At 53.2% G+C, this 19,583-nt stretch carries 17 protein-coding genes; 13 read left to right on the forward strand and 4 right to left on the reverse strand.

Going from position 1 to position 19,583, the window contains the following annotated elements; all coding sequences use genetic code 11:
* From Q1K24_RS03880 to Q1K24_RS03890, 3 genes are all read left to right on the forward strand, one after another.
* Positions 1-723, forward strand: a 723-nt coding sequence (locus Q1K24_RS03880) for a DUF58 domain-containing protein (RefSeq protein ID WP_300366244.1), incomplete at its 5' end; no start/stop codon positions are given.
* Positions 692-2,695 (forward strand): DUF3488 and transglutaminase-like domain-containing protein, encoded by a 2,004-nt coding sequence (locus Q1K24_RS03885; protein ID WP_300366248.1) that lies wholly within the window; start codon positions 692-694, stop codon positions 2,693-2,695. The genes Q1K24_RS03880 and Q1K24_RS03885, both read left to right, overlap by 32 nt.
* Positions 2,696-2,753: 58 nt before the next feature.
* Positions 2,754-5,573, forward strand: a complete 2,820-nt coding sequence (locus tag Q1K24_RS03890) for an AMP-binding protein (RefSeq protein WP_300366251.1) — start codon at positions 2,754-2,756, stop codon at positions 5,571-5,573.
* 13 nt (positions 5,574-5,586) lie between these two features.
* Here the strand turns inward: Q1K24_RS03890 and Q1K24_RS03895 are convergent, their stop codons facing one another.
* The 3 genes from Q1K24_RS03895 to Q1K24_RS03905 are packed head-to-tail and all read right to left on the reverse strand — an operon-like array spanning position 5,587 to position 7,682.
* On the reverse strand, positions 5,587-6,414 hold the full coding sequence (locus Q1K24_RS03895) for a phosphatidylserine decarboxylase (protein WP_300366254.1): 828 nt from the start codon (positions 6,412-6,414) through the stop codon (positions 5,587-5,589).
* Entirely contained in the window at positions 6,415-7,236 is an 822-nt protein-coding gene (locus Q1K24_RS03900; protein WP_300366256.1) for a hypothetical protein, read from the reverse strand.
* Positions 7,236-7,682: an iron-sulfur cluster assembly scaffold protein gene (locus Q1K24_RS03905; protein WP_300366259.1), complete on the reverse strand. Its 447-nt coding sequence runs from the start codon at positions 7,680-7,682 to the stop codon at positions 7,236-7,238. Before Q1K24_RS03905 ends, Q1K24_RS03900 begins: the two co-directional genes overlap by 1 nt.
* A 181-nt stretch (positions 7,683-7,863) precedes the next feature.
* Between Q1K24_RS03905 and Q1K24_RS03910 the strand changes: the two genes are divergently transcribed.
* From Q1K24_RS03910 to Q1K24_RS03925, 4 genes are all read left to right on the forward strand, one after another.
* Positions 7,864-9,861, forward strand: a complete 1,998-nt coding sequence (locus Q1K24_RS03910) for an EAL domain-containing protein (protein ID WP_300366262.1) — start codon at positions 7,864-7,866, stop codon at positions 9,859-9,861.
* A 44-nt stretch (positions 9,862-9,905) separates the two neighbouring features.
* Positions 9,906-11,204, forward strand: coding sequence for a glutamate--tRNA ligase (gene gltX, locus Q1K24_RS03915; RefSeq protein ID WP_300366265.1), 1,299 nt, complete (start codon positions 9,906-9,908; stop codon positions 11,202-11,204).
* 46 nt (positions 11,205-11,250) lie between these two features.
* Positions 11,251-11,544 carry a YggT family protein gene (locus tag Q1K24_RS03920; RefSeq protein ID WP_300366268.1) on the forward strand — a complete coding sequence of 98 codons (294 nt, stop codon included), beginning with the start codon at positions 11,251-11,253 and terminating at the stop codon, positions 11,542-11,544.
* A gap of 82 nt (positions 11,545-11,626) precedes the next feature.
* The gene (locus Q1K24_RS03925; RefSeq protein WP_300366271.1) at positions 11,627-13,168 is read left to right on the forward strand and encodes a lytic transglycosylase domain-containing protein; all 1,542 of its coding nucleotides are present in this window, start codon (positions 11,627-11,629) and stop codon (positions 13,166-13,168) included.
* On the opposite strand, the gene Q1K24_RS03930 is transcribed toward Q1K24_RS03925, so the two are convergent.
* Positions 13,098-13,595: a hypothetical protein gene (locus Q1K24_RS03930; RefSeq protein ID WP_300366274.1), complete on the reverse strand. Its 498-nt coding sequence runs from the start codon at positions 13,593-13,595 to the stop codon at positions 13,098-13,100. The genes Q1K24_RS03925 and Q1K24_RS03930 overlap by 71 nt on opposite strands.
* Before the next feature lie 100 nt (positions 13,596-13,695).
* On the opposite strand from Q1K24_RS03930, the gene mobB reads away from it, so the two are divergent.
* The 6 genes from mobB to Q1K24_RS03960 all read left to right on the forward strand — a co-directional run.
* Positions 13,696-14,193 carry a molybdopterin-guanine dinucleotide biosynthesis protein B gene (gene mobB, locus Q1K24_RS03935; RefSeq protein ID WP_300366276.1) on the forward strand — a complete coding sequence of 166 codons (498 nt, stop codon included), beginning with the start codon at positions 13,696-13,698 and terminating at the stop codon, positions 14,191-14,193.
* A 5-nt stretch (positions 14,194-14,198) separates the two neighbouring features.
* Entirely contained in the window at positions 14,199-15,044 is an 846-nt protein-coding gene (locus Q1K24_RS03940) for a class 1 fructose-bisphosphatase (protein WP_300366306.1), read from the forward strand.
* Positions 15,031-15,234 carry a hypothetical protein gene (locus Q1K24_RS03945; protein WP_300366279.1) on the forward strand — a complete coding sequence of 68 codons (204 nt, stop codon included), beginning with the start codon at positions 15,031-15,033 and terminating at the stop codon, positions 15,232-15,234. The genes Q1K24_RS03940 and Q1K24_RS03945 overlap by 14 nt, the downstream gene beginning before the upstream one ends.
* Positions 15,235-15,376: 142 nt before the next feature.
* On the forward strand, positions 15,377-17,341 hold the full coding sequence (gene metG, locus Q1K24_RS03950) for a methionine--tRNA ligase (RefSeq protein ID WP_300366282.1): 1,965 nt from the start codon (positions 15,377-15,379) through the stop codon (positions 17,339-17,341).
* Positions 17,342-17,397: 56 nt separating this feature from the next.
* Entirely contained in the window at positions 17,398-18,414 is a 1,017-nt protein-coding gene (locus Q1K24_RS03955) for a hypothetical protein (protein ID WP_300366285.1), read from the forward strand.
* The coding region (locus tag Q1K24_RS03960; RefSeq protein WP_300366288.1) for a sodium:proton exchanger at positions 18,415-19,583 on the forward strand (1,169 nt) is incomplete at its 3' end. It abuts the gene before it with no gap.

Below are 19,583 nucleotides of genomic sequence, written 5' to 3' on the forward strand. Positions count from 1 at the left end.
TTCATTCTCGCAGCCGCCATGGGCGCGATCCCGCTGGGTATTTTGAACATCGGACATCTCGAAGCCGATTTCGACGGCTGCGGACGTCTCTTCGCCAACAGACCGGGAGCATGCCGCTTCCGCGTAAAAAACGGCTCTTCTTCGACTTCCTGGGGGATCGATCTCTGCTGCCGGGAGAACCGGGAAACCCTGCCGCCCATCCCGCCTCATACGGAGATTACGGCTTCCACAGAGCCTCTTCCCCCTCGCCGGGGACGGTTCCCCGTCGGTCCGTGCCGGCTCGAATCGCGCTTTCCGCTCGCAACGGTGCGATTCGCCGTTCCGGTGAAAAAGAGCATGGAGGCGACGGTTTTTCCGGAACCGAAAGGAAGGCCTCTGGAGAGTTTTCTGCAGCAGATGCGGGCTCCCTACGGTTACGAAAGCGATTTCGACGGTCTGGCCGGCTATACCGGGTCGGAGAGTGCTTCGCGCATCCACTGGCCTTCGGTCGCCAAAGGTGCGACGATGGTCAAGCACTTCGAAACGGAGAGGGAGAGCGATACGCTCCGTTTCGACTTTCAGAGGTGTGCTTCCCATGACGAGGCGCGCCTTTCGCAACTGACCCTCTGGGTGCTGGAGTGCGAACGCCGAAGCATCCCGTTCGTCATTCAGATGCCTGGCCGGCTTCTCGATAGCAGGAAGGAGGGAATCGATGCGATTCTCGAAACGCTGGCGCTCTACTGAGCCGATGCCCCGCGATGATGGGGCACGACTCCTGCGCCTGCTCGATATCGCCTACCTGACGGTGCTTCCGCCACTGCTGTTGGTACTGAAACTGCCGATGCTGATCTTTCTGGCCGGCATGGCCGTTCTGATTGGACTGCGAAAAAAAGTGACCCTTCCAACCCAGCTCGCCATCCTCTTTGTCGGAGGCGCCGCCATTTTCCTCTCCCTCTACGGCGCTTTCAACTTCATCGGTCTCTCCCGACTCAAACTCTTCGTGGAGCTGCTGACCTACCTGCTGCTTCTGGCCGTCTCGCTGCAGCGTCTGACGGGAAAGATCAACATCTATCTCGCCATTTCGCCGATGCTGCTGCTGGCACTTTCTCTCTTTTTCTTCGATTCGATTCCGATGCTGCTCTATGTGGTTTTCGAAATCTTCGTACTGCTGTGGCTCATTCTGACATGGCAGATGCGCAGCGACCTTTCCGGGAGCATCCGAATGGCCGGAACCCTTTTCCTGCTCTCGCTTCCGCTGGTCGTGCTGCTCTTCATCTTCTTTCCCCGCATCTCTTTCGGGCACGCTTCCTACGGTTTCCGGGGCGAATCGATAACCAGGATGGGGCACGACGGCACGATGCGACTGGATGCCGGCGCGCTGAACGTCCTCTCCGACCGTATCGTCATGGAGGTCGGTTTCGAAGGAGAGGTACCGCCGGAGAGCAGCCTCTACTTCCGCGGCAGTGTTCTCTACCTCGACAAAAAAGATCACTGGGAAGCGCTGCCAACCTATGTCAGACGCCGCATCGCCCCGCGAAAGTACGCCATGCCGCCGATGCTCGAGAAGGCCGATGATATCGTCATCTACAAGGTTTCGCTCTACCCGACCCGCAAACGGTGGCTCTACATGCTCGACCTGCCGATCGAAGCGCCCGAAGGGGCGTCGATCGACGCCGATTTCCAGGTGACGCTGAAAAAGCCGATCGACGAACCGCAGATCTATGCCGCCAGTTCGGCCCTGCGCTACCGCTACGGCGCATCGACCGAAAAAGAGGTCGTCGCTTTCGCGCGGCAGGCCGACCCGGAAGCCAATCCGAAGACGGCCGCCGCCGCGCAAAAACTGCGTACCGTCTACGCCGATGAAGAGGAGCGGCTGGGTGCCCTGATCACATTTTTCAGAGAGTCGAAACTGACCTATACCCTCCACCCCGAACCGATCGACCTGAACCGATCGGCCGACAGCTTCCTCTTCGACAAAAAGGGGGGCTACTGCGTCCATTTCGCCAGCAGCTTCGTCACGATGGCCCGCCTCGCCGGACTGCCTGCGCGCATCGTCACGGGCTACAAGGGAAACCGCTCCAACAGCGTCAAGAACTACCTCGCCGTCGAAGAGCGCGATGCCCACGCCTGGGCCGAAGTGCTGGTGGATGGTGCGTGGAGACGGGTCGAAACGACGGCGACGGCGGCCTACATCGCCGGGGATGCCGCACGGGCAAACGCCGCCGGAGCGAAAGAGGCACAGGGCCGCGAAACCGGACCGGGTATCTCCAGGGCCGGCCTCTACCTTCTTTATGCCAAATACCGCATCGAGACGTGGATACTCCGCTACAGCCGTTTTCGCCAGATGCAGCTCCTGCAGAAAGCGCGTGAAGAGCCGGAATTCATCCTGAAATTCGCCGCTTCCGTGCTGACGCTGCTGATGCTGGTCTATCTGGGCGTGAACCGTCTGCGCAGGCAGCCGTGCGGTGACAGAACCCTCTGTCTGCTCCGTCCGCTCCTGAAGAGGCTGGAACGGGAGGGATACGTACGCAGGGAAGGCGAAACGATGCACGCCTTTCTGACACGCTGCCGCGAGGCTCGACCGGAAAGGGAAACGCTGGAAAGAGTCGATACCTTGTACCATGCCATAAGGTATGGAGAGAGGAGCGGCGAAACGGAGAGATTGCGCCGTGCGGTCAGAGAGTTTCTGAAAAACGAAAAAGGCCGCGCTTTCTGACCGACATTTTGGTATCATAGAGTGATCATAGCAACCCCATGAAGAGTGGAGAGAGAGTTTGGAACGTTCGGAAGAGATCAGCGCAACACTGCTTCAAATTGTCCGTGACCTGGCAGCGGAACTGCATCCGAACCACCGTTTCGAAGGACACATCACGCTCGACAGCGAATTCGAGAAAGATCTGGGACTCGACAGCCTCGCCCGTGTCGAACTGATTTCGAGGGTCGAGGAGAAGTTCAACCTGGCACTCCCCGAACAGATCTATGCCGAAGCCGGCTCCCCGAGGGATCTGCTGCGGGCGCTGCTGTCCGCCAAGGCACCGCGGACCCCCCTTTCCGTCTCTGAGAAAGCGGAGATCGTACTGGGTGAGGTGGAGTCGGTGCCCGCGGAGGCGCAGACACTGCTGGAGATGCTGGAGTGGCACGTGGCCAGGCACCCGGACAGGCCCCATATCCGCTTCTACAAAGACGACGACAGCGGCGAGACCATCACCTATGCCCAGCTGCGGGACGGCGCATTGAAGGTGGCGGCACGCCTGCAGGCCTGCGGCATCCAGCCCGCCGAACCGGTCGCGATCATGCTGCCGACCTCCAGGGACTACTTTTTCAGCTTCTACGGCATCTTGATGGCGGGCGGCATTCCCGTCCCCATCTACCCCCCTGCCCGGCCCTCCCAGCTCGAAGAGCATATGCGCCGTCACGCGCACATCCTGAACAACTGCCTCGCTTCGGTGCTCATCACGGTGCCGGAAGCTCTGCGAATCGCGAAACTGCTCAAGGGGCTGGTGCCCGGTCTCAACACGATCCTCTCTTCCGACACGTTCGCCGAGACAGAGGAAAACGCCGTCATTCCGTCACTCAAATCCACCGACATCGCATTTTTGCAATACACGTCGGGGAGTACCGGCAATCCGAAAGGTGTCATTCTCACTCATGCCAATCTGCTCGCGAATATCCGGGCGATGGGCCGCGCCATCCGGGCAGGATCCGACGACGTTTTCGTCAGCTGGCTGCCCCTCTACCACGACATGGGTCTCATCGGAGCGTGGCTCGGCAGCCTCTATTATGCGACCCTTCTGGTCATCATGTCCCCCCTCGACTTTCTGGCGAGACCCACACGGTGGCTGCGGGCAATCCACCGCTACCGGGGCACCCTCTCGGCTTCGCCCAATTTCGGCTACGAATATACCCTGCGCCGGCTCGAAAAGATCGATCTGAAAGATCTCGATCTCAGCTCCTGGCGTTGTGCCTTCAACGGTGCGGAAGCGGTAAGCCCGCAGACACTGGAGCAGTTTACAGACCATTTCGCGGCATATGGTTTCAAAAAGAGTTCGATGATGCCGGTCTACGGTCTGGCCGAAGCGTCGGTCGGGCTGACCTTTACACCGCTTGGAAGAGGTGCGCTTGTCGATCGCGTCGAACGGGAGACCTTCATGCGCACGGGCGAGGCACATGCTGCCAAGGAGGGCGAGAGAGAGGTGCTCCGGTTCGTCTCGAGCGGACTGCCCCTCCCGGGCTACCAGATCCGGGTCGTCGACTCCTCCGGCCGCGAACTGCCGGAGCGGATGGAAGGAAGGCTGGAGTTTCAGGGCCCCTCCTCCACCAGCGGATACTACCGCGCCCCGGAGAAGACGAAAGAGCTTTTCGACGGCGAATGGCTGGACACGGGCGACCTGGCCTACATCGCCGGCGGAGAACTCTATGTCACTGGGCGCATCAAAGATATCATCATCCGGGCAGGCCGCAATGTCTACCCCGACGAACTGGAGAGAATGATCGGCGAGATTCCCGGCATCCGGAGCGGGCGGGTCGCCATCTTCGGAACGGTTGACGAGAGAAGCGGAACCGAGCGCCTGGTCGTACTGGCGGAGACCCGAATCAGCGATCCGGCCAGGCGGGAGGAGCTGCGCCAGGCGATCAATCTTCTCGCCCTCGACACGATCGGTATGCCACCGGACGAAATCGTCCTCGCACCGCCCGGTTCGGTCTTGAAGACATCGAGCGGAAAGATCCGGCGTGCCGCCAGCCGGGAACTCTACGAACGGGGAGAGATCGGGAAAAAGGGGCGGAGTCTCTCTCTGCAGCTGCTTCATTTGACCCTGAAGAGTCTGCTGCCCCGTGTGGAGCGGTTCATGCAGAGTATCGGAACCCGTTTCTATGCCATCTATGCCTGGAGCATGCTCGTGCTGCTCGCCCCGGTCGCCTGGCTCGGCACCATGCTGATGCCGACACCCAAACTGCGCTGGAAACTGCTGCGAAGATGTGCCAGGGTGTTGGCGGCATCGACGGGTACGGTCATCCGCATCAAAGGGCTGGAGCACTTCCCGCGAAGCGGAACCTACATCGCGGCAGCCAACCACGCCAGCTACATCGACGCCTTCGTACTGACCGCATCCCTGCCCGCCCCTCTGCATTTTGTGGCCAAAGCCGAACTGGCGGAGAACCCCTTTCTGCGCATGGCACTGAAGCGGATCGGGACGGAGTTTGTCGAACGGTTCGACACCGAGAAGAGCCTCCACGACACGGCCCATCTGCGGCATGCGCTCGAATCGGGCCGGCCCCTTCTCTTTTTTCCGGAAGGTACGTTCGGCAGAGTACCCGGACTGGGCCCTTTTCATACCGGTGCATTTCTTCTGGCGGCGGAAACGGGTCTTTCCGTCGTTCCGATCGCCATCCGCGGAACGCGCTCCATCCTGCGGTCGGGATCGTGGTTTCCCCACCGCGGAGCCGTTACGGTCGAAATCGGCGAACCGGTCGAAACCTCCGATATTCTGGTGAAACATCGCAACAACCGGTGGAAAACGGCGATGGAGCTGCGCGACCGCTGCCGGGATTTCATCCTCCGCCACTGCGGAGAACCCGACATTTCCGCTCCGTAAATCCGAAGAGGGCTTAATCTTTTATGATGGCGACCCGCTCCCCGAAGCGTACATGGGTGCGGTCGTTGGTGCGGACTTCCATGAGGCCCGGTTCGGCGAAGATCAGGACAGTCGACCCCATCATGAACATCCCGAGCAGATCCCCTTTGTGGATCCAGACTGGTTTGTTGTCGTAGCGATAGAAAGTCGGTTCACGTCTGTCGGCATTCGTTTGGATGCGGTGGTCGAACGCGATCGTCATCTTGCCGACATTGAGCGCACCGACAAGGACGATGAAGATGCGTCGGTTGTTCTCCGTGAAACACTCCAGAATGATCCGTTCGTTCTCGACGAAGAGCTCTTTCGTGCGGCGAAGAGACGGAAAGTTGACCGGATAGAGTTTGCCCGGCTGGTGCAGGATCGATGCAATACGCAGTTTGTAGGGCATGTGGTAGCGGTGATAATCTTTGGGCGAAAGGTAGAAGTTGATATAGGTACCGTCGTAGAGCTCTTTCGCTTCGCGTCCGTACTGCAGCGTCAGCAGATCGTCGATGCTGTATTCCATCCCTTTGATCTGCATGGCTTTGTCCTGTTTCAGCGGCCCGCACTCGGTCACGAAGGCGTCGACCGGCGAAATCAGTGCGCCGTGGCGATGGTCGATGGGGCGCTCTTTTCTGAGTTCCCTGGTAAAGAGTTTGTTGAGGGTCGGATAGGTCGAAGGCGGCGCGAATTCCGACATGTCGAGACCCAGCAGGTTGACATAGGCATGGTTGATGAACGACTGGATGCCGCTCGAAAACTCGTGCTCGGCAAACCGGTTGAACCACTGGGAAACGATATTGGTAATATGCTTTTTGGCCACTTACCTGATCCTTCCGAGCGCCTCTTCCATCAGAGTGATGTGGTAATCCTCCTGGAAGTTGATGAAATCGAAAAACTGCTGCAGCGCTTCGTTGTCGACCGCTTCGGCGAGTGCCCGGCACTGCTCTTTGGCCATCTTCTCTTCGTCGATGCCGTCGGCCAGGAACTTTTCGAGCGACTCGAACCGGTAGAGCTCCTGTGTCACCATGCGCGGGACCGCCAGGATCCCCATTTTCGCCATCATCCTCGCGAACGACTTGAGGTGGAATTTCGATTCGTCGATCAAGATCTGGAAAATCTCGCTCAGGCGCTTGTCGTCGACAATCGTCTGGGCATAGGAGTAGATGACAATCAGTTCGTACTCTTTGTAACTCTCTTCGAACAGGAAGAGAACCAGAGCGTCGAGCGAGGATTTTTCGAGTTCGATGCCGTCCAGCTTCAGCGATTTGTCGAATGCCGCGATCTTCGTGTTGCGGTCGAATTCCCGGTGAAGGGTCTGACGGATATACTTCAGGTCGCTCAGCATGCGTTTGGCGAGCGGATCGCCGTTGTCGCTGAGCTGCAGCTCGATGCGCGCCAGTACCTCGTCGCAGAACATCGCCGCTTCCCCTTCGGTCGCGAACTCCAGATGGATCGCCGGACGTTCGTAGCTGTATTCGAGCCCTTTCTGAACATAAAGATGCTCGATAAACCGAAGATGGCGGTAGAGAATCTCCGAATAGTCGTAGAGTTTCTCGCCCCATTCCCGGTCGTTGACCGCGAACGAGGCAAAAAGCAGTTTCAGCCACCCTTCGTGAACTGTCGTAAAAAGCCGTTTTTGCATCAGTGTCTCTCCTCTTCTGGCAGGGCGCAGGCCCTTGAAATCATATGGGTCGGTACGAGCGCGTCCGGATCGCTCTTTTTCGCATTGAAATGCTCGAGAGCGGCGAGAAACGCTTCGGCTACCATCTCCGAACAGGCTGCCTCTTCCGGCGGCATCTGATCGAGCTTGTCGAGCATAATGTGCGTCAGCTCTTTCGCCTCGTCGATCGTCGCATTTTTGACTGTCTCCGTGAAAATCGATCCGGCGATGATCGTCGTCATGCAGGCTTTGGCCTGAAACCGGATATCGCCGATGCGATCACTATCTATTTTCATGTAGACAATCACCATTTCGCCATTATCCGGATTCTTTCCGATCCCCTGCGCATCGGCATGTTCAAGCTTGCCGTAATTGCGTGGATTCATCATATGATCCATCGTGATATCATAAAGCTCGTTCTTGTTCATTCTCTTTTCCAAAATAAATATAAACTCTCTTCTATTCTATCCGATATTGATATATCAAATATAGCAAGGAAGTGAGAGATCATCAACCGTAAATTCTCTCGAACAGCCCCATTTGAAGAAGTGATTATATCATGTTGAGACATCAAGCATGTTTCCGGAGTTTCGAAAGGCATACCGTTAGATGAAAAAAAACAAATTTATTCTTCTTTTTTTCACGATCTCACTGCTCGCACTCCTCTACAACGCCTTTTTTACCTACGACCAACTTCGGCGTATCGACAATATCCAGCTTTTTGTATCCAGGCATCAGGCCAATGTACTCAATGCATTTCTGATCGCATTCAGAAAAACCTATCAGCAGAAATTTCTGGAAAATCATATTCCGCTGAATGAAGAGAATATCAAACTGCTGCCCGTCATGACGACGCCCGACATCTCCAAAACATTCTCGAATCTCATTGCCAACAAGGCGATTGTCAGGACCGTTTCGGACAATCCGCGCAACGAGAGGAATATTGCCAACGAACTGGAGATGCGATCGATCGAATATTTCAAGAAAAACCCGGAGCAACATGAGACATTCTCGTTGATTGAAAAAAACGGCGAAGAGATTTTTTATTATGCCTCTCCGCTCTATATCACCAAACAGTGTCTGAAATGCCATGGAAAGAAAGAGGAGGCTCCCGAATATATCCAGAAACATTATGACAGGGCATACGGATACAAAGAGGGGGATTTCAGAGGTCTCATTTCCATCTATCTATCCCAGAATCTTCTCAAAAGCAGCGTATCGGAGATCGTCTATCAGAATATCTATGTGATGCTGACGATTACACTGCTCTTTTTGAGCATCTTCTTTCTCCTGCTCAAAAAAATCTACCACAAAGATATCGAATATACGACCAAACTCGAAAACGAAGTGGAGAAAAAGACCGAAGCGCTTGAAAAGAAGTCGAAACAGCTCGAGTATCAACTCTACCATGACCATCTTACCGGTCTTCCAAACCGAAATGCGTTGATCAACGAGATGGGTGACGAGATCAAAGCCCTCATTCTCATCAACATCGACGACTTCAAAGAGATCAACGACTTTTATGGCCATACAACGGGCGATATACTGATCAGAGATCTTTCCAAACTTCTGGCACAGGAGTGTCCCAACGAGTTTTGCAGACTCTACCGAATGCCATCGGACGAATTCGCACTGCTGCTCAGCAACGACATCCCTCACGAGGCATTGAAAACTTTTATCATCAATCTTGTCAGGACGATCAACAATCACGATTTCGAGATCGATTCGAATATTGTGCATCTTCGGATCGCCGTCGGTGCCTCGAACGACGGCGCCGATCTGCTCATCACCGCGGATATGGCGATGAAGAAGGCGAAGGCCGAACGCAAAGACTATATCATCTACGACCCGTCGATGGACTTGAGCAAAAAATACAAAAAGAATATCGAATGGGCCGAAAAGCTGAAACGTGCCATTCGGGAAGACCGAATAGTCCCCTATTTCCAGCCCATCGTATCGACAGCGAATGGCAAGGTCAAGATTTACGAATCGCTGATACGTCTGATCGACGAAGACGGCACCGTCCACTCACCCTATCACTTCCTCGAAATCGCCAAACGCACGAAGTATTACCCGGAACTGACCAGAAAGATGGCGGACAAGGTATTCGATACATTCAAAAAACTTCCCTACGACATCTCGATGAATATCTCCTACCTCGACATCATGAACAAAAACACGATGGAGTACATCGTGGAAAAAATTCACGACTGCAACAATGCGGGACGTGTCCACTTCGAAATTCTGGAGAGCGAGGGTATCGAACGCTACGACGATGTTCACGACTGTCTGAAACGCCTCAAATCGCTGGGCTGCCATATTTCGCTCGACGATTTCGGATCGGGCTATTCCAATTTCGACCATATTCTCAAACTCGAAGTCGATATGCTCAAAATCGATGGCTCCCTGATCAAAAACATCGACACCGATATCGGCTCCCAGATCATCGTCGAGACGATTGTCGACTTCGCCAACAAACTCAATATCGATACCTGCGCCGAATTCGTCTGTTCCGAATCGGTTTACGAAACGGTGAAGGATCTGGGCGTTACCTACGTGCAGGGATATTACATCTCCGAACCCAAACCACACTCCGATTTGGTATAATCCCTTTTAAATTCAGCCTCCCATGAGCTGCCAAAAGGGTTTTCATGCTGCGTTTCGCACCCAGTCCGACCGAAGATATGCATATTGGCAATCTCAGGGTCGCCATCTTCAATTACATCGTGGCCAAACAGCGCCAGGAACGTTTCATAGTACGGATGGAAGATAGCGACAAAGAACGCAACATAGAGGGGAAAGACCGGGAAATTCTGGATATACTCCAACTCTTTTCTCTGCATCCCGACGACGTCTATTACCAGAGCCACAACCTCACGATTCACCAGCATATGGCGATCAAACTCCTCGAGGAGCGCAAAGCGTTCGCCTGCTTCTGCACACCCGAAGAGCTGGAAGCGGAACGCGAGGCGGCCAATGCGGGGAAAAAGGCCTACCGCTACAGCGGCACATGCGAAAGACTCAGTGATGCGGAAGTACTCGCCAACGAACGACCTTTTACCGTTCGTCTCAAAAAGCCGGACAAACCGGTAGAGTTCGAGGATCTCATCAAAGGGAGACAATGTTTCGCTCCCGAAGAGATCGACAGTTTCGTCATTATGCGTGCCGACAAGAGACCAACCTACAATTTCGCCTGTGCCGTCGACGACATGATCCATGATATTACACTCGTAATCCGCGGGGAGGATCATCTGAACGATACACCCAAACAGATTCATGTGAGAGATCGGCTCGGTTACGACAAAGCGATGGCATACGCCCACCTGCCGATCATTCTCAACGAATCGGGAAAAAAGATGTCGAAACGCGATGAGGCGTCGAGTGTCAAATGGCTGCTCGAAGAGGGGTTTCTTCCCGAAGCGATCGCCAACTATCTCATTCTGCTCGGCAACAAAACACCCGAAGAGATATTCACGATGGAGGAGGCGATGGAGTGGTTCGATCTCGCGAAGATCTCCAGTGCACCGGCACGCTTCGATCTCGACAAACTGCGGTTCGTCAATCGCGAACATATGAAGCGGATAGACTCCAAAGAGCTCTCGCGGGCTTTCGGTTTTGCCGACACCTCCATCGGCGAACTGGTGAAGTGTTATCTTGAAGAGGGAAGCACGATCAAGGAGATCAAGCCGAAAATCGAAGCGATCTTCTCGGCCAAACCCGACAGCGGTGAATGGCACGAGCAGATGGAGAAACTGCGAGAAGCGATCAAACATGCACCGCGATACGAAACGTTCGACGAATTCAAAAGCCATTTGATGGAATCGACAGGGTTGGAAGGGAAACATTTCTTCAAACCGATCCGACTGCTTCTGACGGGGTCGGAACACGGTCCGGAGCTTTCTCACCTCTATCCCTACATCAAATCCTATCTGATGGAGATCGTAAAATGACGTATAATTCCAAACATAGAGAAACTTTATCGACATGGAGCAGACAATGATATTTTCAACACTCGTTCAGGCACTGGCACAGATTCTTCACATGGTCATCAACATCTATATCTGGGTCGTCATCATCGCTGCCCTCGTCAGCTGGGTGCGTCCCGATCCCTACAATCCGATCGTACAGACACTCTATCGCCTGACAGAACCCGTCTATGCATGGATACGGCGATATATCCCGACTGCAGTGGGGGGTGTGGATCTCGCTCCGTTGATTGTGATTTTTGCCCTTCAGTTTATCGACCTTTTCTTCGTGAAGCTTCTTTTCAAGCTCTCGATGGGCATGTAAGGCCATGCGGAAACTGTTCGCCGTTTTTTTGTTTCTTCCCTGTGTGATATGGGCGGATATCACACTGAAGAGACTCGAAACAATGCCAAGAAGTTATGCGAAAGATTTCTACATCTGGCGTTTTTTCGACCAGCCTGTTTCGGATAGAGAGGCTGACGCAGCATTTTATCAGCTTCGATCGGTCAATTGGAAACTGATTCACCGGTATGCGAAAAGAACGAAAAAACCGGGTTTTGCAATGGCGGACCGTTGCTACAGAATTGCCGCCGACAAACTCCCGGTCGAAACACCATCCTGCAGTGCCATTGCCGTCACACCCTACAAATTTTCCAAGATGACACAGGCAAAACGCTATGCACTCATGCAGCAGCTTGGGGACTATCCGGATCTGCTCCGCTGGATGGATGTAATGGCTGATGAAAACCCTTTTTTCGAACTCGTCAAAAGCGACAACAAGATTTTTTTTCAGGTATTCAACCGGTGTGGACGCGACTGGCGAAGCGAATATCTCAACCATGCGCTCCCGCCGAGACTGATTGAACGGCTCTCGAAGGAGAAAGAGTTTTCGCAGACCGTCAAACTGATTGTTACGGACAACAGACTCGACAACCTCCAGAAATCCCTGCTCGGTGTCGACCCCGAAAAGCTGGATCATCAAACTACTTTTTTCCTGGCGATGAACGCTTTGCGTCACGATCACCCCCATCTGGCAACTTTCTATCTAGCCAACGCCTACAAGAAAGCGTGGTTCCGTTTCGACAAAGACAAAGTACTCTTCTGGCTTGCCCAAACCGAACCCGAAAAAGATTATCTCAAAGCACTTTCGAACAGCTTCGATCTCAATATCTACACCCTGTACGCCCATGAAAAACTGAAGACACGATGGCCCAGGACAGCAACCCCTTCCTTCAAGAAAAAACATTGTCGTTACGATATTTCCGATCCATTTTCATGGCTCAAGGTTCTTGATCGTATCAGAGGGAAAAAAGAGGATTTTCTCATCGATTACAGCAAGCACTTTGCCTGCAAAAATACGGAAGGGCACTATGCTTTTATCATGGAGCGGGCTTCCCACTATCGCACCCACTACTTTCCGATACCCTACGAAAGTGCCTACGAGGGACTATCCATTGACGACAAAGCACTCCTTCTGGCGCTGGCGCGTCAGGAGAGCCGGTTCATCCCCTCATCCATTTCACCCTCCTATGCACTCGGTATGATGCAGATCATGCCGTTTCTGGTCAAAGCTCTCGCGAAAGAGAGAGATGAGCCGTATGATCTCGATGCAATGTTCATACCGGAAAAAAACATTGCTTATGCGAGAACGCATCTCGCATATCTCGAACGGTCACTTTTTCATCCACTTTTTATCGCCTATGCCTACAACGGAGGAATCGGATTTACGAAACGTCTGCTCACATCGCGCGAACTCTTCAAAAAGGGAGAGTTCGAACCATGGCTGAGCATGGAACTGGTCTATTACGATGAGAGCAGACGATACGGCAAGAAGGTTCTGGCCAACTATATCGTCTACAAGAAGATACTCGGGGAGTCTATCGGCGTTTCTGAGGTCGTTCAAACGTTAACAGAACCGACCCGTACGGATAGATTCCGAAATCGATAGTCAGTTCCTGGTCGGTCATCGGGGGGAATTTCACGAGAAAATATTTTCCCCAACGGTTGACGTTCGGCATCAGTTTGTAGAGATCGTCACTCTTCTGCACTTTCTCTATCGAAACCGCCTCCTCTCCATTGAGTCTGATGTGATAATTCTTTTTGAAATCTTCGATTTCCAGTTCGGTTACAATACCGACGAAAAAGTAGATACCATCTCCGTAAACATATCGATCGGGGAAAATCTCGTTTAAAAGTGTCGCACTGATGGCGGCTTTTGTTTCAAGACCTCGGACAACCTGGTCTTCACGCGTATAGACAAGCGCCTTTTCATAGATACGGTCGGGTTCGAACAGACCCGATACCTCACTCTTCGGACCACACCCACCAAGAAAAACCATCAGGATCGTCAATCCCAACAAAATCTTTTTTTTCACCGATCGAACCTTTGAAGCATAGTTGCAAGAATTTTATCACATAATCCTTTCTTTAATCCTTTTTGGCTATAATCACACTAATTTTCAACAAGGTATCCACTTGCAGAAACGTTCAGCAGTAGCCTTTACCGGCCCCTCAAACAGCGGCAAAACGACCATTATCGAAAAAGTGGCACGTGTTCTGATACAGGAGTCCAACGTCGCCATCGTCAAAAACGATCCAAAAGACAAAGCAACCTTCGATGTAGAAGGGAAAGACAGCTGGAAGTTCTTCCAGACGGGAGCGGAAGTGGTCGTCACTTCGCCGACACGAACCACCTACTTCTCGCACCGGCAGAAAACGATCGACCAGATCATAGAGATGATCGGCGATTTCGACTACCTGCTGGTTGAGGGACTCAAAACGCTGCCGCTGCCGCGTATTGCCGTTTTTCGCAACGCCATCGACGAAAATTATTTCCACTATTCCGAAGCGATCGCGATCGACGATTCGATCGACATACGGGACTACGAGATTCCCGCCACCATCGATATTCTTGACCTCAATGACGTTGGGCAGATTATCGATTGGATCAAAACCCATGCAAAGGCTGTTTAATGACACTGAAACCCGTATTTGACGCCATTGAGCATTCTGCTCACCGTATCAGCGAAGCGATCACGAACGAGGATCTCTGCTATGGCGATTCCTGTAACGCAACGGGCGACATGCAGCTCAAGCTCGATATCCAGAGCGATCTGATCATTGCCGAAGAGTTTTCGAAAATCACTGCGGTCAAAGCGATCGCCAGCGAAGAGAAGGAGGAGGCTGAAACGCTGCACCCCGAAGGACGTTTCATGATTGCCTACGATCCTCTCGACGGATCGAGCCTGATCGATGTCGACCTGAGCGTGGGAACGATCTATGGCATTTATGACGGTGAATTCCAGGCCAAAAATATGCTGGCTGCCGTCTATGTCGTACATGGACCCCGCCTTGAAATGGTGACGGCATACAAAGGCGGAGTCCGCCACTATATTTTCCGGCACGGACGCTTTATGGAGCAGGAGACGATCAGACTCGGGGAAAAAGGGAAACTCAATGCACCCGGCGGAACGCAGATGCACTGGTATCCCCATCACAAAAAGCTGATCGAGGGACTTTTCGCAGAAGGGTATCGCCTCCGCTATTCAGGCGGCATGGTGCCCGATCTGCATCAGATTCTTCTCAAAGGCGGCGGATTGTTCAGCTATCCGGGCACGACCGACAAGCCGAACGGAAAACTCCGCAAACTGTTCGAGGTCTTCCCTTTCGCCTACATCTACGAAACGGCCGGCGGAGCGGCAGTCGACGACAAAGGCCGGCGTCTGATGGAACTGCCATGCGACGATCCGCATGAAACGACCCCCTGTTTTCTGGGAAGCAAATATGAAGTCGAAAAGATGAGAGAGGCGTATGGAATCGGCTGAAAAAACGCTCGACAAGTGGGAATCGGCACGACAGAAGGCGAAAGAACGACTGCTGGCGTGCCAAAACGAACAGAAAGTCGACAGCTGCATGAAATGTGAAAAGATCATCGGCTGCGACATTCGCAGCGACTATGTCAAAAAGGTTTACGAAAGTATGAGCAAGGGAGAAGGAGGAGGATTCGAATTTTAGTGAAAAACTAAAAGTGAAAAACTAAAAGTTAGTGTGAACCGCTTGCGCGGACATTATTTCCAACCAAAAGGAAGCGTAAGCGACCTTCCTGAATTTTTAACTTTTAGTTTTTAACTTTTTAACTCGAACCGAAGGTTTGCAAATGAGCGACAAGTGCAAAAAAATCTATATCACCACACCCATCTATTATGTCAATGACGTGCCGCATATCGGCCACGCCTATACGACGATCATCGCCGATACACTGGCACGCTACTCCCGTCTCGCCGGCATGGATGTCTTCTTTCTGACAGGGACCGACGAACACGGCCAGAAGATCGAACATGCTGCCAAAGCACGCGGGAAGAGCCCGCAGGAGTACGCCGATGAAATTTCTGCCCGCTTCAAGTATCTTTGGGACGAGTTTGAAATCAGTTACGACAAATTCATCCGCACGACCGACGAAGACCATATGATTGGTGTACAGAAAGCCTTCGAAGTGATGTTCGACAACGGCGATATCTACAAGGATGTCTACCGCGGCCACTACTGCGTCAGCTGCGAAACCTTCTTCACGGCAACCCAGCTCGTCGATGACGAATTCTGTCCGGAATGCGGGCGCTCGACGACAATCGTCGAAGAGGAGAGCTACTTTTTCCGTCTCTCGAAATACCAGGATCGTCTGCTGGAGTGGTATGAAAGCAAACCCGAATGCATCCTCCCGAAAAGCAAGCGCAACGAGGTGATCAATTTCGTCAAAAACGGCCTCGACGATCTCTCTATCACCCGTACCAGTTTCGACTGGGGGGTCAAACTGCCTGAAAAGCTGAACGATCCCAAACATGTGATGTACGTCTGGCTCGATGCGCTGATGAACTACCTCACGGCACTCGGATACGGTACCGACGAGAAACGCATGGAGTTCTGGCCGGCCAAAATTCATCTGATCGGCAAGGATATCCTCCGTTTCCACGCCATCTACTGGCCCGCCTTCCTGATGAGCCTGGGACTGGAACTTCCCCATCATATCGGTGCACACGGCTGGTGGACACGAAACGGCGAAAAGATGAGCAAAAGCAAAGGAAATGTCGTCGATCCGAAAGAGATCGCCGATGCCTACGGACTGGAAAACTTCCGCTACTTCATGCTGCGGGAGGTGCCTTTCGGACAGGATGGCGATTTCAGCCAGCGCGCGCTTATCGACCGCATCAACTCCGACCTTGGAAACGATCTGGGCAATCTGCTCAACCGGATCATCGGCATGAGCGGAAAATATTTCGACTTCGCCGTCAAAAGCGACGGTGTCAAGACCCATCACGCCGCGGAGCTGGCAGAAGCGGAAGAGATCTTCGACCAGGTCGAACCCTATCTCTACGAAGTGCAGACCAACCGTTACCTCGAAGAGCTCTGGAAAACGCTGCGCATCGCCAACAAAGCGATCGATACCGGTATGCCGTGGGTGAGGATGAAGGAGGGAAAAGAGGAGGAGGCGATGGCCACGATCGCGCTGGTCGCCAACATCCTCGCCAAAGTCTCCGTATTGCTTCACCCTTTCATGCCCAGAACGACACAGACGATCGCCGGAGCGCTCGGCTTCGACATCGATACCGAAAGTTACAGGAAGCTGATCAAGAGCAACGAGCTTCTGGGTGACTTTACGATCGAAAAGATCCCGCCGCTCTTCCCGCGCATCGAAGAGCCCCTCGTCGAGACTCCCGCGGAGAAAGCGAAAGCGGAGGCCGAAAAAACGAAAAAAGAGGTGAAAAAAACCGAACCCCGGAAAAATGAGGAGAGTGGTGCCAATCTCATCACGATCGATCAGTTTTTCCAGGTCAGCCTCAAAATCGGCACCGTCATCGAAGCGGAAGAGGTACCGAAAAGCAAAAAACTCCTCAAACTACAGGTCGATCTGGGCGAAGAGAGGCCGCGACAGATCGTTGCCGGCATCAAAGAGTGGTATTCGCCGGAGGATCTCAAGGGCACACAGGTCTGTGTCGTCGCAAACCTCAAACCCGCCAAACTGATGGGAATGGTCTCCGAAGGGATGATTCTCGCAGCAAAAGATGACGAAGGCCTCTCTCTTGTCAGGCCTGAACAACCGAAGAGACCCGGCAGTTCCGTCGGGTAGCATCATTCGGCCATTCAGAGAGAGGAAAAATGTTCCGATGCACATTCAGGTAGTCGATGCGGCTTGAAAGTCTTCTTGCCGTCACGGGCGGCAGGCTGCTGAACGATCCGTTCGTCACCCATTTCGACAATCTCGCAACCTCGTTGAAAAACGTAGCGAGAGGATCGCTTTTTATCGCGAAAACCGAGGAGGAGATTGCACCGGCCCTGGAAAAGGGTGCATACGGCATTATGACCGAATTTTCTCCTACGCTTCTGGATGAAGAGGTCGCCTGGATCACGGTCCCTTCTATTTCCGACACGCTTCCCAAGCTGTTAAGGCTCTGGCTGATCGAAAATCCCAGAAAATTCTATGCCGTTTCATCGACCGTTCTGGCATTCATGGATCAGATGAACTACGATCATGCCGTACTCGTTTTGCAGGGCGGCATCGATACGATGAGCGGAGCGATACTCGAGAGTGCACCGTCACAGATGCTGCTCTGCAGCGACCGGACTTTCATGGACAGACTCGGCATCTCCGCCGACCGGTTCGACATTCCGGCCCTGGGTGCAAAGATCGTTTCCGAAAGACTCTTTGAAACGTCTGCCGTCATCAATGGCCACTATTACGAACGTCTGCCGGTCGCACCCTGTACCTTCGCCGACTTCATCGAAGCACTCTCCGTTTTTGAGCATCTCGGCACCCACTACACCTTGAAACACCTCCATCACATATCCGCATTCGATCCCGTTTTTCTGGATGCTTTTGGCAACGAAATACCCTACGGTACGGGTGAACGGGTCGTTATTTTGTCCGATACTACTGAGAGTTGCAACTGCGTGAACAGTATGGAACGTCTCCGATGGGTGCCACGTAGGATATATTTGCCAACACAAATTAAGTTCGAATGTGATATAAAAATATCAATTGAGCGCTACGATACGATTCAGTCGCTGATCGGAACCCTTCGCGATACTCTCAAAAAAAGAGGGTATACGCTGATTGTCGGCATGACGCGGGAGCGGTTCTTCGATGCGATGAACCGCTATGGCGCTGTAACACAACCCTATTCGACCAAAGGACTCTTTTAGATGCAAAACGCTTCCGACCCTGTGCCGTCGGTTTTAAGTGAATTCGTCCAGGATTACTGGGATATAATGGCCGGCGTCTTTTTCGCCGCCCTGGCCTTTTTTTTCCACACAATAAGCCAACCCTATCTGGCCACACTCTTTGCGGGCCTTGGTATCGCAGCCTTCTCTTTTACCGTCTCCGAAATTGCCGAAATTCTTGCCGACCGCCTGCAGGAGCCCTATGCCAGTTTCGTTCTGACCTTCAGTGCCGTCGCGGTCGAGATACTTCTGCTTTTCATGATTTTGCTCGAAAGCAGTCATGGTCCCCATGCACTCGAAACAGTCAAAGGCGGTATCATCTCGGCCGTTATCGTCGACATGAACGTACTTCTCGGCATCGCCGTCTTCGTCGGGGGATTGCGATTCAAAGAGCAGGAGCACAACGAAGACACCTCCAGTACATACACCACCATTCTGCTGGTCGCATCGGTCATGCTGCTGGTTCCCAGTCTGCTGCAGTACTCCAGCGGCAGTGGTAACTCGTTGATGACGGCAAGCTACATCATTGCCGCACTTCTGATGTTCTACTACATCACCATTTTCATTTTCCAGACCAAGACCCATATCCACTTCTTCAAAGCCACCGCCAGGAGCCGTATCTTCCGCCTTCGGCGCAAACGTGCCGAGAAAGAGGGTGAAGAGGAGGAAGAGGAGGAGAACTATATTTTCGAAAAACTGCCCAACATCGCCAACTTTTTCGCTATTTTCGGGCTCATTTTCCTCATCGGTATCATCGCGGAAATCTTCGCGAGCGACGGCATGCAGATAGCCAAAGACTTCGGCATCTCCGCTGCGCTGGCCGGTCTCGTCATCGCGATCATCAGTGTTTCTCCGGAACTCTTTACCGCCGTCAAAGCGGCCAAGAGCGACCAGATTCAGCGGGTCGTCAATATCGCGATGGGCGCCTCGACCGTTTCAATTCTCCTGACCGTTCCGATTCTGATGATGCTCTCACCTTTCGCCGGTGTCCACCTCTCCCTCGATTTCAATTCGCTGCAGATCGGCGCCCTCATTCTGACCGTCATTCTTGCATGGAAAACCACCGACAACGGTGAAACGAACTATGTCGAGGGGATATCCCACCTGATGTTCTTCTTCGCGTACGCGGTGATCGCGGCGTTTTATCATTA

This window comes from Hydrogenimonas sp. (genome assembly GCF_029932565.1).
Taxonomy (GTDB): Bacteria; Campylobacterota; Campylobacteria; order Campylobacterales; family Hydrogenimonadaceae; genus Hydrogenimonas.